The organism is Herbaspirillum sp. alder98 (assembly GCF_020179755.1).
In the GTDB taxonomy this organism is placed as follows: Bacteria; Pseudomonadota; Gammaproteobacteria; order Burkholderiales; family Burkholderiaceae_D; genus Herbaspirillum.
The window spans coordinates 503,368-518,575 of the sequence record NZ_JAIUCY010000001.1; the positions used below are offsets into that span (position 1 = coordinate 503,368).

Annotated in this window: 13 protein-coding genes; 5 read left to right on the top strand and 8 right to left on the bottom strand. The window is 60.8% G+C overall.

The window, feature by feature from the left end:
• Positions 1-90 precede the first annotated feature (90 nt).
• The 3 genes from LBW87_RS02410 to prpB all read right to left on the bottom strand — a co-directional run bounded on the left by LBW87_RS02410 (position 91) and on the right by prpB (position 2,739).
• Positions 91-519: a hypothetical protein gene (locus LBW87_RS02410; protein ID WP_225199826.1), complete on the bottom strand. Its 429-nt coding sequence runs from the start codon at positions 517-519 to the stop codon at positions 91-93.
• Between the two features lie 136 nt (positions 520-655).
• The gene (gene prpC, locus LBW87_RS02415) at positions 656-1,810 is read right to left on the bottom strand and encodes a 2-methylcitrate synthase (protein ID WP_225199827.1); all 1,155 of its coding nucleotides are present in this window, start codon (positions 1,808-1,810) and stop codon (positions 656-658) included.
• A gap of 38 nt (positions 1,811-1,848) precedes the next feature.
• The gene (gene prpB, locus LBW87_RS02420; RefSeq protein ID WP_225199828.1) at positions 1,849-2,739 is read right to left on the bottom strand and encodes a methylisocitrate lyase; all 891 of its coding nucleotides are present in this window, start codon (positions 2,737-2,739) and stop codon (positions 1,849-1,851) included.
• Between the two features lie 239 nt (positions 2,740-2,978).
• On the opposite strand from prpB, the gene prpR reads away from it, so the two are divergent.
• Together prpR and LBW87_RS02430 are read left to right on the top strand one after the other, a co-directional pair.
• Positions 2,979-4,607 (top strand): propionate catabolism operon regulatory protein PrpR, encoded by a 1,629-nt coding sequence (prpR, locus tag LBW87_RS02425; protein WP_225200330.1) that lies wholly within the window; start codon positions 2,979-2,981, stop codon positions 4,605-4,607.
• A 217-nt stretch (positions 4,608-4,824) separates the two neighbouring features.
• Positions 4,825-6,105 carry an MFS transporter gene (locus tag LBW87_RS02430; RefSeq protein WP_225199829.1) on the top strand — a complete coding sequence of 427 codons (1,281 nt, stop codon included), beginning with the start codon at positions 4,825-4,827 and terminating at the stop codon, positions 6,103-6,105.
• A 105-nt stretch (positions 6,106-6,210) separates the two neighbouring features.
• Here LBW87_RS02430 and ntrC read toward each other — a convergent pair whose 3' ends face one another.
• From ntrC to glnA, 3 genes are all read right to left on the bottom strand, one after another.
• A complete protein-coding gene (ntrC, locus tag LBW87_RS02435) occupies positions 6,211-7,695 on the bottom strand; it encodes a nitrogen regulation protein NR(I) (RefSeq protein WP_225199830.1) in 1,485 nt (494 codons plus the stop codon).
• Positions 7,696-7,824: 129 nt separating this feature from the next.
• The gene (glnL, locus tag LBW87_RS02440) at positions 7,825-8,898 is read right to left on the bottom strand and encodes a nitrogen regulation protein NR(II) (RefSeq protein WP_225199831.1); all 1,074 of its coding nucleotides are present in this window, start codon (positions 8,896-8,898) and stop codon (positions 7,825-7,827) included.
• A gap of 174 nt (positions 8,899-9,072) precedes the next feature.
• Entirely contained in the window at positions 9,073-10,488 is a 1,416-nt protein-coding gene (glnA, locus tag LBW87_RS02445; RefSeq protein ID WP_225199832.1) for a type I glutamate--ammonia ligase, read from the bottom strand.
• Positions 10,489-10,847: 359 nt separating this feature from the next.
• Here glnA and LBW87_RS02450 point away from each other — a divergent pair, with 359 nt between their 5' ends.
• A complete protein-coding gene (locus LBW87_RS02450; RefSeq protein ID WP_225199833.1) occupies positions 10,848-11,309 on the top strand; it encodes a rhodanese-like domain-containing protein in 462 nt (153 codons plus the stop codon).
• A gap of 43 nt (positions 11,310-11,352) precedes the next feature.
• Here the strand turns inward: LBW87_RS02450 and LBW87_RS02455 are convergent, their stop codons facing one another.
• A complete protein-coding gene (locus LBW87_RS02455) occupies positions 11,353-12,030 on the bottom strand; it encodes a response regulator (RefSeq protein ID WP_225199834.1) in 678 nt (225 codons plus the stop codon).
• Positions 12,031-12,096: 66 nt separating this feature from the next.
• The gene (locus LBW87_RS02460) at positions 12,097-12,789 is read right to left on the bottom strand and encodes a response regulator transcription factor (RefSeq protein WP_225199835.1); all 693 of its coding nucleotides are present in this window, start codon (positions 12,787-12,789) and stop codon (positions 12,097-12,099) included.
• 672 nt (positions 12,790-13,461) lie between these two features.
• Between LBW87_RS02460 and LBW87_RS02465 the strand changes: the two genes are divergently transcribed.
• The gene (locus tag LBW87_RS02465) at positions 13,462-14,148 is read left to right on the top strand and encodes a DUF1120 domain-containing protein (RefSeq protein WP_225199836.1); all 687 of its coding nucleotides are present in this window, start codon (positions 13,462-13,464) and stop codon (positions 14,146-14,148) included.
• Positions 14,149-14,318: 170 nt separating this feature from the next.
• Positions 14,319-15,095, top strand: coding sequence for a fimbria/pilus chaperone family protein (locus tag LBW87_RS02470; protein ID WP_225199837.1), 777 nt, complete (start codon positions 14,319-14,321; stop codon positions 15,093-15,095).
• The last annotated feature ends 113 nt before the right edge of the window (positions 15,096-15,208 follow it).

The following is a 15,208-nucleotide window of genomic DNA, read 5'->3' on the forward strand; positions in this document are numbered from 1 at the left end:
GCAACCGGTAGACACGCAGATCAGCAGACGCGAGCAGCGCCGCATGCCATCCAGGCATGCGGGCACGCGGGCATGGGAGGCAGGACGGGCCTAGCGGGTCTTGCAGTCGTTGGCCAGTTGCTGGCCGATCTTCGAATTGAGCAGCATCGACTTGGACGGGATCTGGATCCAGGTCAAGCCTTCGCCGCTATTTTCCAGGCGTACTGCACCGGTCGAAGTGCTGACCGGGGTCATCGTGTAGGAACGGCCTTTCCAGACCAGCGTGACGCCGTCGGTCACCCGCCCTTCCATCTTCAGCTCGACCTTGTTGCCGGCTTCGCAGGAGAAGCTGCCGGTCTTGAGCTGGGTCGCCCAGGTCGGCTGGGTGGCAGCTGGCGCCTGGATGATCTGCGGCAGCACGGGCTTGGTCTCGGTGACCGGGATTTTTTCCTGTCCGGCGCAACCGGCCAGCAGCAAGGCCAAGCCAGCACAGCCGAAGAAGGAACGGGGGCGGATGCAAAGGGCATTCATTGCGGTCATCGTAAAGTCCAGTAATCTTGCGAGGCCTGATGGCCAAAAACTGCTGGACCGCATATTAACAATTTATTGCAATCTGCGAGATAGCCGCTACCGCTTGTTACAAAAAACGAATGCTCCCTGCCCCGCCCCGTCGGCGTTACTTGCGCTTACCGATCGGCACGAACTTCAGGTCTTCCGGGCCGACATAGTTGGCCGACGGCCGGATGATCTTGTTGTCGATGCGCTGCTCGATGATATGCGCGGCCCAGCCCGAGGTGCGGGCAATGACGAACAGCGGCGTAAACATCGCGGTCGGCACCCCCATCATGTGATACGACACGGCCGAGAACCAGTCGAGGTTGGGGAACATCTTCTTGGCATCCCACATCACCGTCTCGAGGCGTTCGGCGATGTCGAACATGCGGGTCGATCCGGCCTCTTTGGACAGCTTGCGGGCGACTTCCTTGATCACCTTGTTGCGCGGGTCCGAGATGGTATAGACCGGGTGACCGAAACCGATCACCACTTCCTTGTTCTCGACCCGACGACGGATATCGGCTTCGGCCTCATCCGGGTTGTCGTAGCGCTTCTGGATCTCGAACGCTACCTCATTGGCACCGCCATGCTTGGGGCCACGCAGGGCGCCGATGGCACCGGTGATGGCCGAATACATGTCGGAACCCGTACCGGCGATGACCCGGCCGGTGAAGGTGGAGGCGTTGAATTCGTGCTCGGCGTACAGGATCAGCGAAGTGTGCATGGCCTTTTCCCATTGCTCGCTGGGCGCTTGCCCATGCAGCAGATGCAGGAAGTGCGCGCCAATCGATTCATCATCGGTTTCGACTTCGATGCGCCGGCCATTGGTGCTGTAGTGATACCAATACAGCAACATCGATCCCAGCGACGCCATCAGGCGATCGGCGATGTCGCGTGCGCCCGGGGTGTTGTGGTCGTCCTTCTCGGGCAGCACGCAGCCCAGCGCCGAGACGCCGGTACGCATCACATCCATCGGATGCGACGCGGCCGGCAACCATTCGAGCGCGGCCTTGACGTTGGCCGGCAAGCCGCGCAGCGACTTCAGCTTGGCCTTGTAGGCGCTCAGCTCGGGCGCAGTGGGCAACTTGCCATGCACCAGCAGGTGCGCAATCTCTTCGAATTCGCAGGTGTCGGCGACATCCAGGATGTCGTAGCCGCGATAGTGCAGGTCATTGCCGGTCTTGCCGACGGTACAGAGGGCCGTGTTGCCGGCCGTCACGCCCGACAGGGCGACCGATTTCTTGGGCTTGAAAGTGCCTGGTGCTGATTCGCTCATGCGGTTCTCCTGATTGGTTTGGTCTGCTTATTTATTATTCATTTATTCTTTTGCTGCGCAAACAGCGCATCGAGCTTTTGCTCGAACGAGTGGTAATCGATGCGATCGTAGAGCTCCATGCGGGTCTGCATGGTGTCGACCACATTCTTCTGCGTGCCGTCGCGACGGATCGCGTTATAGACATTCTCGGCAGCACGGTTCATGGCGCGAAACGCCGACAACGGATACAGCACCAGCCCGACATCGGCGCCCTTCAATTCGTCCACGGTAAACAACGGCGTCGATCCGAATTCTGTGATGTTGGCCAGGATCGGCACCTTCACTGCATTGGCAAACTGCTTGTACATCTTGAGGTCGGTGATGGCTTCCGGAAAGATCATGTCGGCGCCCGCCTCGACACAGGCGACAGCGCGCTCGATGGCGGCCTCCAGGCCTTCGACGGCGAGCGCATCGGTGCGCGCCATGATCACGAAATTGTCGTCGGTGCGGGCATCGACGGCGGCCTTGATGCGATCGACCATCTCTTGCTTGCCGACGATTTCCTTGCCGGGACGGTGACCGCAGCGCTTGGCGCCGACCTGGTCTTCGATATGCATGCCGGCGGCGCCGAACTTGATCATCGACTTGACCGTGCGCGCTACGTTGAAGGCCGAGGCGCCAAAACCGGTGTCGACATCTACCAGCAACGGCAGGTCGCAGACATCGGTGATGCGGCGCACGTCGGTGAGCACGTCGTCCAGGTTCGAGATGCCGAGATCGGGCAAGCCCAGCGAGCCGGCGGCGACACCGCCGCCGGACAGGTAGATCGCGCGAAAACCGGCGCGCTTGGCCAGCAGCGCATGGTTGGCATTGATGGCGCCGATGATCTGCAGCGGCGACTCTTCCTTGACGGCCTGGCGCAACGCAGCGCCCGGTGAATGAATAGCCATGGTGTGCCTTGTGATGAGTGAATGGTGAATGTTGCGGGTGGTATTGCAACGGTCGTGCCATCAACAGCGGGAGCGCCTGACCCAGAGCCCATCAATGACCCTTTCTTTTTATGAATCAATGACTTGGCATAGCAAGACAAGCTCTCGCGCCACGCGTTAGCACACCAAAATCAGCGCGCAGGGTGTTTCATAAGTGTTACATTTATGTTTCTCGAAACGTTACGCGAAACATGTCCCGGATGAAACCGCCCTCTTCTTCGCCACGCAATCCGGCCACCGGCGACAAGCCGGTGATCTGGACCGTATCGATCTCGCGCCTGTCTGAACTGGTGCGAGACATCACGCTGGAGTTCGACGAGGTCGCCGACATTGAGCCGATTCACCTGGGCTTCGACGATGCGGTACGCCAACTGCGCGAACGGCTGGCCAGCGAACGTTGCGATGTGATCATTTCGGCCGGCTCCAATGGCGCCTATCTCAAGAGTCGCCTGCCGGTGCCGGTGATCGTGGTGCGCGCCAGCGGCTTCGATGCCATGCAGGCACTGGCGCGTGCGCGCAAGCTGTCGTCGCGCATCGCCCTGGTGACTTATCAGGACGGCATGCCGGCACTGGCCGAATTCCAGCAGGCGTTCGGGCTCGATATCGTGCAGCGCACCTATGCCACCGAAGAAGATGCGCGGGCGCAGGTCAATGACCTCAAGAATGATGGCATCGAGGTGATCGTGGGCGCCGGGCTGATCACCGACCTGGCGATCGAGGCCGGCCTGCACGGGGTCTTCATCTACTCGTCGGCAACGGTGCGCCAGGCGTTCGAAGACGCGCTGGAACTGGCGCGACTGACGCAGCTGGAAGCGGGTCGCCTGCGGCTGGCGCCGGTGTCCGAATCGCTGCGGGCGCGCCATCATCTGAGCGACCTGCGGGGCGATTCGGCGGCGATGGAAGCGGTGCGTCAATCGATCACGCTGTTCGCCCGTTCGCCGGCCAGCGTATTGATCCAGGGCGAAACCGGCAGCGGCAAGGAACTGGCTGCCCAGGCCATACATCGCGCCCACCCGCTCACCCAGGGCCGCCCACAGCGGCCCTTCGTGGCGGTCAACTGCGGTGCGCTGGCCGAGTCGCTGCTGGAGTCCGAATTGTTCGGCCATGAAGAAGGCGCCTTCACCGGCGCCCGCCGTGGTGGACGTCCCGGCCTGTTCGAGGCGGCCAATGGCGGCACCCTGCTGCTGGACGAAATCGGCGAGATGCCGTTGCCGCTGCAGACCCGCCTGTTGCGGGTGCTCGAAGAACGCCAGGTGATGCGGGTCGGCGGCACCCGCGCCATTGCCATCGATGTGCGCATCATCAGCGCCACCCATTGCGAGCTGGAAGCGCGCGTGCGCGAAGGACGTTTCCGGGCCGACCTGTATTACCGGCTGGCGGTGCTGCGGCTGCGCCTGCCGCCGCTGCGCGAACGCACGCAGGATCTGCCGTTGCTGGCGCAATGGTGTCTCAAGCAGGCGCTGGCGGCGCTGGACGTACGGGCGCACGCCAACCTGCATGCGGAGCTGGCGCGCTGCGCGCCGCTGCTGGGCAGCTATGCCTGGCCGGGCAATGTGCGCGAACTGCGCAACGTGATGGAACGCGTTGCATTGTGGCTGGCAGCCGAGCCGCTGCAGGCGCTTACGCCGGCCTTGCTGGTGCAACTGGCGCCCGAATTACTAACTAATGATGCCAGCGATGCGGCGCAGTCCGAGCCCGTGGTGCTGCAGGCGCCGGACCAGGCCGAAGTGGCCGCGGTACTGCAGCGCTTTCGTGGCAACCGTGCTGCTGCGGCGCGTCATCTTGGCGTGAGCCGGACCACGCTTTGGCGATGGTTGCGGACATCGTGAAATTATTTAGTTCAAATGAAATTGTGCGAGCGTTCTCGCCCTCCGATAATCTGCTGACTATCATTCTTGACAGCCATGCACCCCGCGCCTATCCTCGCCCGCTGTGACGCGGCCCGCTCGACCGCCGAGGTCGCAGCGAGGCGCGCAATACGATCAAACAACACGCCCACCAGCGCGTGCGCCCATCATCCACAGGCGATTCAACAACGGAGAAAGCATGACCACCACCGCCCCATCCACGGCCGGACAAACCCATCCGCAGGCCAGACGCGCGATCGTTTCATCGTCGATCGGCAATGCGCTCGAATGGTTCGACATCCTGATCTATGGCGCCTTCGCCGTCGTGATCGCCAAACAGTTCTTCCCGACCGGTAACGAGACCGTGTCGCTGCTGCTGACCTTCGGCACCTTCGGCGTGTCGTTCTTCATGCGTCCGCTGGGCGCGGTGGTGCTGGGCGCCTATTCCGACCGCGTCGGCCGCAAGGCAGCGCTGAGCATGTCGATCATCCTGATGACCATCGGCACCGCATTGATCGCCTTCATGCCCAACTACGCCACCATCGGTTTGTGGGCACCGGCCGGCATGGCATTGGGCAAGATGATCCAGGGCTTCTCGGCCGGTGGCGAATTCGGCAGCTCGACCGCGTTCCTGGTCGAGCATGCGCCGCATCGTCGCGGCTTCTTCTCGAGCTGGCAGGTTGCCAGCCAGGGCATCAGCCTGCTGCTGGCCGCCATCTTCGGCGCCGCGCTCAACAACCTGCTGACGGCCGATCAACTGGCCTCGTGGGGCTGGCGCGTGCCGTTCGTGTTCGGCCTGCTGATCGCCCCGGCCGGCATCTATATCCGCCGTCACCTGGATGAGTCGCCCGAGTTCAAGGACGCCAGCGAGAAGACCGATGCGCCGCTGCGCGACACCTTCACCAGCCAGAAGCTGCGCCTGCTGATCGGTTCGGGCAGCGTGATCATGGCGACCGTGTCGGTCTACCTGTCGCTGTACATCCCGACCTATGCCATCAAGCAATTGGGCCTGCCGGCCTGGTCGTCGTTCGCCGCCATGTCGGTGGCCGGCATCATCATGGCGCTGGGTTCGCCCCTGGTCGGCCACTGGTCGGACAAGTACGGTCGCACGCCTTTCATGATCGCCAGCAGCGCGCTGTTCATCGTGCTGACCTATCCGATGTTCCTGTTCCTGAACGCCTCGCCGGACTTCCTGCACCTGCTGATGCTGCAGGCCGTCATCGGCGTGCTGATGACGTTCTACTTCGCTTCGATGCCGGCGCTGCTGGCCGATATCTTTCCGGTCAAGACGCGTGGCACCGGCATGTCGCTGGCCTATAACATCGCCGTGACGATCTTCGGCGGCTTCGCCGGCCTGATCATCACCTGGCTGATCGACTTCACCGGCGACAAGCTGTCGGTGAGTTACTTCGTCATCTTTGGCGCCACACTGAGCCTGCTGGCCAGCGTGTCGGCGCGCGTGGTACTGCGCCTGCGCTAAGTCGCCAAGTCAGCAAGTCACTACCCGCCCCGCTACCGGGGCGCCAAGTAAAAATGGCCCGGCGCCAAAAGCGCCGGGCCATTTCTTTTAGTGTTTCCGATCGACTCAGTCGTCTTCGGCGCCACCGATGCCAAGTTCCTGGATCTTGCGCGTGATGGTGTTGCGACCGATCCCCAGGCGCACCGCCGCATCGTTCTTGCGGCCATGCGTATGCTTCAGGGCGATCTTGATCAGGGCGGCCTCGAACTGGCGTCCCAGGATATCCATCACCTCCGGCTGCTCCTGCGACAGCATCTGCGCCGCTTCGACTTCCAGCAACGAGATCCAGCTGGCGTGACTGACTTCGGCGCCATCGCCGACCGCAGGGAGCGCATGCGCCACTTGCGCCGCCGACGCCGGGGCCGACACCGTCTGCGCCGGCATTGGCGCGTGCACCCGTTCCTCGACCAGGTCCTGCGGCAGGTCCTTGACCTCGACGGTCTGGCCTGGCGCCATCACGGTGATCCAGTTGCACAGGTTTTCCAGTTGCCGCACGTTGCCGGCAAACTCCAGTTGCGACAGGAACTGCATCGCCTGCGGCGACAGGCGCTTGGCTTCGACACCCAACTGACGCGCACTCTGGTTCAGGAAATGACGCGCCAGGATCGGAATATCTTCACTGCGCTCGCGCAGGCTGGGCAGGCGCAGGCGGATCACATTGAGGCGGTGGTACAAGTCTTCCCGGAACAGGCCTTCGCGCACCCGGTGCTCGAGGTTCTGGTGGGTCGCGGCAATCACCCGCACATTGGCCTTGAGCGACTGGTGGCCGCCGACCCGATAGAAGTGACCGTCCGACAGCACCCGCAACAGGCGTGTCTGCAGATCCAGCGGCATATCGCCGATTTCATCGAGAAACAGCGTGCCGCCTTCAGCCTGCTCGAAGCGGCCACGGCGCATTGCCTGGGCGCCAGTGAAGGCGCCCCGCTCATGGCCGAACAGTTCGGACTCCAGCAGATCCTTGGGGATGGCGGCAGTATTGAGCGCCACGAACGGCTGGCTGGCGCGCGGGCTGTGCTTGTGCAATGCGCGCGCGACCAGTTCCTTGCCGGAGCCGGATTCACCGGTGATCAGCACCGTCACGTTCGACTGCGACAGGCGACCGATGGCGCGGAACACATCCTGCATCGCCGGCGCCTGCCCCAGTATCTCGGGCGTCTGTGCCGCCGACTGCTCGACGTCGGTTTCGCGCAGGCTCTCCTCGAGCGCACGCCGGATCAGCTCGACGGCCTTGTCGAGATCGAACGGCTTGGCCAGGTATTCGAAGGCGCCGCCCTGGAATGCCGAGACCGCCGAATCGAGGTCCGAAAATGCGGTGATGATGATGACCGGAATGCCGGGGTGCTTGGCCTTGATGGTCTGCAGCAACTCCAGGCCGGAGGCACCCGGCATGCGGATATCCGAAACCAGGACCTGCGGCGTGCCGGTCTGCAGGGCCTGCATGGCATCGCGTGCGCTGGAAAAACTCTGCGTGGCGAGATTTTCTCGGGCCAGGGCCTTCTCGAGCACCCAGCGTATCGATTCGTCGTCGTCAACAATCCAGATTGGTTTCATAAATAACTTTTTCCTGCGTTGGTCATAATGCTTCCGGCGCTGCAATGAACCCGCTCATCGCAGCGACAGCCCCCGGTGACGATCTTGCGTCACACTGGTTTTGGCGCGCTGCCTGCGGCAAGCATCTGCTCACGGCAGCGGTATTAGTATTCTGAAATCGGTACATCCCGGGCGGCTTTCGCATTCGATCACGCCCATGTGCTGTTGCACGAAAGTCTGTGCCAGCGTCAACCCGAGACCGCTGCCTCCTTCGCGGCCTGAGACCAGCGGATAGAAGATGCGCTCCCGGATGTCGGGGGGGATGCCCGGTCCGTTATCGATGATATGCAAGTCTAGTGCCAGCCGGTATCGCACCTTGGATAGCGTCACCTGACGCAATACCCGGGTACGCAATGTCAGCTCGCCATCGCCGGCGCGAATCCGGTCTGATAAGGCTTGCGCGGCGTTGTGCACGATGTTGAGCAGGGCCTGGATCAGTTGCTCCTTGTCACCCCGGAATTCGGGAATCGAGAGGTCGTAGTCGCGCTTGATCGACAGCCCCTGCGGAAACTCGGCCACGATCAGGCTGCGCACCCGCTCGCACACTTCGTGGATGTTGACGTCGCCCACGATGTGCGGATGCCGATGCGGCGCCAGCAGCCGGTCGACCAGCGTCTGCAGCCGGTCGGCTTCCTTGATGATGACCTGGGTGTATTCGCGCAACTCTTTCAAGTGACGTTCGGGCAGTTCGAGTTCGAGCAATTGCGCCGCACCGCGAATACCGCCCAGCGGATTCTTGATTTCATGCGCCAGGTTGCGGATCAGCTCCTTGTTGGCCTGGCTCTGGTCGAACATGCGCTCTTCGCGATCGAGCTTGAGCTGCTGCACGTTTTCACGCAGCTCCAGCAGCACCGGCATGTCGGGGCTGTCGAGCGGGGTGACGATGGTGTGCACCTGCAACGGTTCGCGGTTGGCGCGCTCCAGCACCAGGTCGAGCCGCTTGTCGGCGAACTGGTGTTCGATGGCCTGGTAGAACAGCGCCGACAGTTCGCGGCCATTGAGGAAGAGCTCGGACAGCTTCTGCTGCGACAGCACCTTGAACGAACTCTCGAGCAGGTTCTCGGCAGCGGCGTTGGCATAGACGATGCCGCCTTCGGCATCGAGGATGATCACGGCCGACGCCAGCAGATCGAGGCCGTCGAGGGAGGGAAGATAGGGTTTCATCGAATTCATTGATGCGACATCGCAGGAGACTTGTTGATGAAAGGTGATCTAGCAAGAATCGAGCAAGAGCAAAGCAAGGGTGAAGCAAGTGCCGGACAAGCAGCGACAGCAAGGCGTTGCCGCATGAAAAAAGGGGAAGCAAGCTTCCCCTTTTTTGGCAGACACCGACTCGATTTACAGCGAGTAGTACATGTCGAACTCGATCGGATGAGTCGTCATGCGGTAGCGGGTCACTTCCTGCATCTTCAGATCCAGATAAGCATCGATCATGCTGTCAGTGAAGACGCCGCCGCGGGTCAGGAACTCGCGGTCCTTGTCCAGGTGTTCCAGCGCTTCTTCCAGCGAGGCACAGACGGTCGGGATCAGCTTGTCTTCTTCTGGTGGCAGGTGGTACAGATCCTTGGTGGCAGCTTCGCCCGGGTGGATCTTGTTCTGCACGCCGTCCAGACCTGCCATCAGCAGGGCCGAGAAGCACAGGTATGGGTTGGCCAGTGGATCCGGGAAACGGGTTTCGATACGACGACCCTTAGGATTGGCAACGTGCGGGATACGGATCGATGCCGAACGGTTGCGTGCCGAGTAGGCCAGCTTGACCGGTGCTTCGAAGCCTGGAACCAGACGCTTGTACGAGTTGGTGCCGGGGTTGGTGATCGCGTTGAGCGCCTTGGCGTGCTTGATGATGCCGCCGATGTAGTACAGCGCGAATTCGGACAGGCCAGCATAGCCGTCGCCTGCGAACAGGTTCTTGCCATCCTTCCAGACCGATTGGTGCACGTGCATGCCCGAACCGTTGTCGCCGACCAGTGGCTTCGGCATGAAGGTTGCGGTCTTGCCGTAGGTGTGAGCGACGTTCCAGATCACGTACTTCAGGGTCTGGGTCCAGTCAGCGCGCTCGACCAGGGTCGAGAAACGGGTGCCCAGTTCGTTCTGGCCAGCGCCAGCCACTTCGTGGTGGTGCACTTCGACCGGAATGCCCAGCGATTCGAGGATCAGCGACATTTCCGAACGCATGTCCTGGAAGCTGTCGACTGGAGGAACCGGAAAGTAGCCGCCCTTGACGGTCGGACGGTGACCCGAATTGCCGCCTTCGATCTTGGCGCCGGTGCTCCACGATGCTTCTTCGGAATCGATCTTGACGAACGAACCGGACATGTCGGCACCCCAGCGCACGCCGTCGAAGATGAAGAATTCTGGTTCCGGACCAAAGTAGGCGGTGTCGCCCAGGCCGGAGGACTTCAGGTAGGCTTCAGCGCGCTTGGCGATGGAGCGTGGATCACGGTCGTAACCCTTGCCATCGGACGGCTCGATCACGTCACACTGCAGGAACAGTGTGGTTTCTTCCATGAACGGGTCGATGTTGGCCGTGTTCGGATCAGGGATCAACAGCATGTCGGAGGCTTCGATACCCTTCCAGCCGGCGATCGACGAACCGTCGAAGGCGTGACCGGACTCGAACTTGTCGATATCGAAATGGGACACGGGAACAGTTACGTGCTGCTCTTTGCCCCGGGTGTCAGCGAAACGAAAGTCAACAAACTTGACTTCGTTGTCCTTGACCATCTTCAAAACCTCTGCGGCCGTCCTTGCCATGCGAATCTCCTAAAACGAGGAAGTAGTATAAATTTGGATGTTGAGCCGTTTTTCTGCGACTGGATCTTTGCATTTAATACAACGGTCTTGCGCCGGAACTCAGGCGAGGATGATAGCAGATTCCATGCCACCGGCCTTTCAGCCCCGGCAATAATGGAATATTTTAGGGAGCCGGGGGTGTTGGCGGTGCTCCCTTCAGTGCACGCCCTCCTACCGAGCGCACCAAATTATTGCATTTTCATATTTTTGAACCAATTTGATGCGATTCTGAGCACATCATTGATTTAAGCACCAAATTAGTGAAATAAAACATTTAGAAAAATCGTTACATCCTTGGCATTTTTTAAATAGAGGTTTTCATGACCCAGCAGCAAATTCTCGATATCGCCCAGCAACGCGGACAAAGTACGCAGACGCCTTATCGCGGTGCAGTCACGCCCGCGGAAGCGTATTCATTACTTCAGGGCAATCCTTCCATCAAGCTGGTCGATGTCCGCACCAAGGCCGAGCGCGATTGGGTCGGCATGGTCGACGTGCCGCCGCCCCAGCATTTGTTCGTACAGTGGAATCTGTACCCGGAGGGCAAACCCAACCCGCAATTCATCGCGCAGCTGCAAGCCGTGGCAAGCCCGGAAGACACGCTGCTTTTCCTGTGCCGCTCCGGAGTCCGCTCAAAGCATGCCGCGACATTGGCGAGTGAGCACGGCTACGGCAACTGCTTCGACATTCTGGAGGGTTTCGAAGGCAACAAGGATGCTGGCGGTCACCGCAAGACCGTCGAGGGATGGTGCCAGGCCGGGCTGCCGTGGCTGGGTGCCTGAGCGGCATGATCTGAAGCGGTGCCCCGGCGCCAGCGCCCGACACTTAGCCGAGCGCTTCGCGCAGGGCCTCGAGCAAGGCGCTCACGGCAGCCCGGCTGTCCGCATCCTGCCCCGGGGCGCGCAACTCGATACCTTCCAGGATGCTCACCATGACCGGACGTCGCATGGTGAGTGCGGCTCCTTTCATGCGATGCGCCAGGCGCATCACACGTGCCCGGTCGGATTGCAGGTGTGCCAGGGTCATGGCATCGAGGTCTTGCAGCGAGGTTTGATGGAACAGCAGTTCCAGGTCTGGCGGGACCGGCTCGTTGATCGACACTGTCGTCGTCGACGCCGGGTCGAAGTCACACCATAACGCCAGCAATTGCTTGAACTGTTCCAGCGGCAGCGGCTTGCCAAGCACCCCGTCCATGCCACTGTCCAGGCACAGCTGTGTGTGGGTCGCATCGGCTTCGGCCGAAATACCGATGAGTGGCGTATAGACGCCGCTGTTCTCTTCGCGCTGGCGTACCCTGCGCGCGACTTCATAGCCGTTCATGTCCGGCATGTAGCAGTCGAGCAGGACCAGGTCATACCTGCCAAGCGCCATCGCCGCCAATGCACTGCTACCGTTTTCGGCGCACTCGACGCCGCAACCGCAACGCTGCAACTGTTTTTCGAGCATGGTACGACTGGTGGCAGAATCGTCGACAACCAATACCCTGGGTCCGTGTTGATTCATGTTCATCTCCCGTTGGAATTGGCGCTCGATACAGCGCATGCGATCGACATCGGCATCGACACGTTGCTACAGGTCTGCCAGCTGATGCTGGATCTTGAACAATTCGTTGTCGCTGCGTACTCCGAGCTTGCGAAACGCCGACTGTTTCTGGCCGCTGATGGTCTTGACGCTGCGCGCAAATTTTTCTGCGATCTGCGTCACCGACATCCCCTCCAGGCAGCAGCGCAGAACTTCCCGCTCGCGTGGTGACAATTCGGAATTGCCGATCAGTGAATCGCTGACCGGTTCATCGCCCCCCTGGTACTGAAGCTGATCCCGGCCGTTCATCGACGACAGTTCGGCGTCCATGGCGTCGTTGATGTAAATGCGCCCCACGAACACCGTACGTATCGCCAGTATCAGTTCGGACAGTTCCTGCGACTTGCCGACGAATCCGCGCGCGCCGGCCCGCATCGCCATGGCAATGGTGGCGGGATTGTAGTGCGATGAAGAGACCAGGATCCTGCCCTCTGGAAAATGCACCCGCAACGCGCGAATCAGGTTGAGGCCATCGATGTCGTTGGAGCCCAGCGAATAATCGATGAGCAGAATATCGGCAGGCGTCATGCGCAAGCCTGCCATCATTTCCTTGCTGCTGGAGAACATGCCGACGACCTGGAAATCCGGCTCTTCTGCCAGCCGGCCGGCGAGCCCGTAACGAACCACTGCATGGTCGTCGAGCAAGGCGATGCGAACAATCGGTGCTGATGCCCATGTCATCCTGGAATCCTTTTTTTTGGCTGATTGCCCGATGGTCCAGGGCGTGCGATATGGCTAGCGCCGATGGCGACGACGCTGCCAGCTCGGATGCCGCGACGTGTACTGTCGAAAGTGTAGCAACAGCACGCTCGCTCAAACGGATGAATAGAAGGATGATTGCCGCCAGTGGGAAGCCAATCTTGATGGAACGTCTCCACCGCGCAACATTGCGCTACCGGTTCAGACACAAAGTCCATGCATGCAGCCGGCGGTACAGTACATCGGTTTTCCTTATGTCGCAAACGACGTGTCGAACGTGTCTTGCGACCGTTCGATTTCGTTCCTGAAATATGTGGGTACGGCAACAGGTACTGTGGAAGAAGTAATGCAGCGATTTTCCCGGCTCGGCGCTCTCTCACAAATGGGAATTTTCTCGAATCCACATCACATAGAAGACATAACAGTTAGTAATTTTTCAAACGGACTGAAAATGCGAACGAAAAATCCATTTTTTTCGATCTAACACTCCCGAGAAAGCAAGCCAGGCGTGCAGTACAGCCAGGCGGCGTTGTTGCATTTCAGTGCAAAAAACGAGACGGCAGACCTGCTGGCATTAATTAGGGATTCGCTTTATCGTTGCCGAAAATCATCCTTGTTTGGTCGCGCCGCGGCCAGGATCGATCATCGACCGCCATGCACAGAAAATTGCTTACCCTCGCCAGCCTGCGCCGGCCCGCCGTGATCACGCTGTTGGCGCTGCTCTCATCGGCGGCACAGGCGACCGGCACGGTTGCCATGGAAGTCGTGACCACGGTCACGCCTGCGGCATGTACGCCGGCCCTCTCGCACGGCGGCGAAGCCAACTATGGCGTGCGCGACAGCAGCATCCTGCGTCCGGGCCAGATCACGGCATTGCCGCCACTGTCGCTGAGGCTGACCATCAACTGCGATGTTGCCGCGCTGTTCGCCATCAGGCTGACGGACAATCGCAGCGGCTCGCTGGTGCCGGGCATCGTGGCGTCGGGCTCGGGCAATTCGGCGCTCACCGACGATGTCAACTTCGGCCTCGGCATGGCCTCCGGCGCCAACATCGGCGGCTACGCCATCAGCTTCGACCCCACCAGCTATACGGGCGACTATCGCGCCGTGCAACTGATGGCATCCGCCGATGGCGTCACCTGGCATCACCATGCCAGCGGGCTGGGCTCCAAGCAACAGCTGCTGTCGTGGGGAGCGACGGGGGCCGGCAACATCTCCGCCTACCGGGCCGTCGAAGGCATGCTGACGGTGCGGCCTTTCATCAACAAGCCGGAACACCTGAAGTTGAACAACGAGATCGAACTGAACGGCTCGACCACACTGGAATTGAACTACCTTTGATTCCGGTCCACACATACGTGCCAAGGCAGGACGCGGCGTCATGGCCGCGCAAGCCGGAAAAACAAACAAGCAGATCAAATTATTTTTAGGAAGATCTTATTGTTTGCACTACGGTGACTCTAGTCGCTCATAGTAGGCGAACATGCGTGCAGATTTTATACGGGGAAACCATGACATCTCACGCACCGTCGCATCGAGCGATCCGCTCTTCTACCTGTTTGTCGATATACGCCCGCAAGCTTAGGACTTTGGGCCGGGCCTCATACAAACCGCTGGGTCTGCTCCTGATTTTTTCGTGTGCACCGACAGCGTGGGCCAGCGGCATGCTGCCGGAGACCTCGGTGGTCATCATCAATGAAGCCGACGGCGAAAGCACGATGAACGTCAAGAACACCGATCCGGCTGCCACCCTGCTCCACACGTCGATCCAGCACCTCCCCGAAGACAAGGAACCGCTGGTCGTTGTCTCGCCGCCGGTGGCACGCGTCGAGCCGGATCAGACCCAGCTGGTGCGCTTCATCCTGCAGTTGAAGGAACCACTCAAGACGCAGCGCCTCAAGCGCGTGGTGTTCGAAGGTATTCCCCAGCGCAACGCTGACGGTGGCGTGAAGGTCACCATGAACGTGCGGCAGAACCTGCCCCTGATCATTCACCCCAAGAGTCTGGCCGCCAATCGCGAACCATGGAAGTTGCTGAAATGGGCGGTCCAGGGCGACCAGTTGGTCATGCACAACGACAGTGCCTACGTGGTGCGCTTTGCCCAGGCGGTGTCGCTGCTGCCATCCAAGGTCGATGTCGACATGGGGCGCACCTACATCCTGCCCGGCGAAAAACTGCGTGGGCAGATCAGCGATGGCGCTGCTGACGCCACCACGGTGCGCATGTCACCGGCCACCGTCTACGGTTTTTCGGTAGACAATTTCGACGCCCCGCTCGACAAGTCCTGAGCGAATCCCGACGATGAAGACGACGCGCATGCCGTGGTTGCAGCTGCAATCACGAGAGACGGCCGCTGGCCACACACGACGCCTGCGACATGGCGCACGGCATGCAGCCAGAC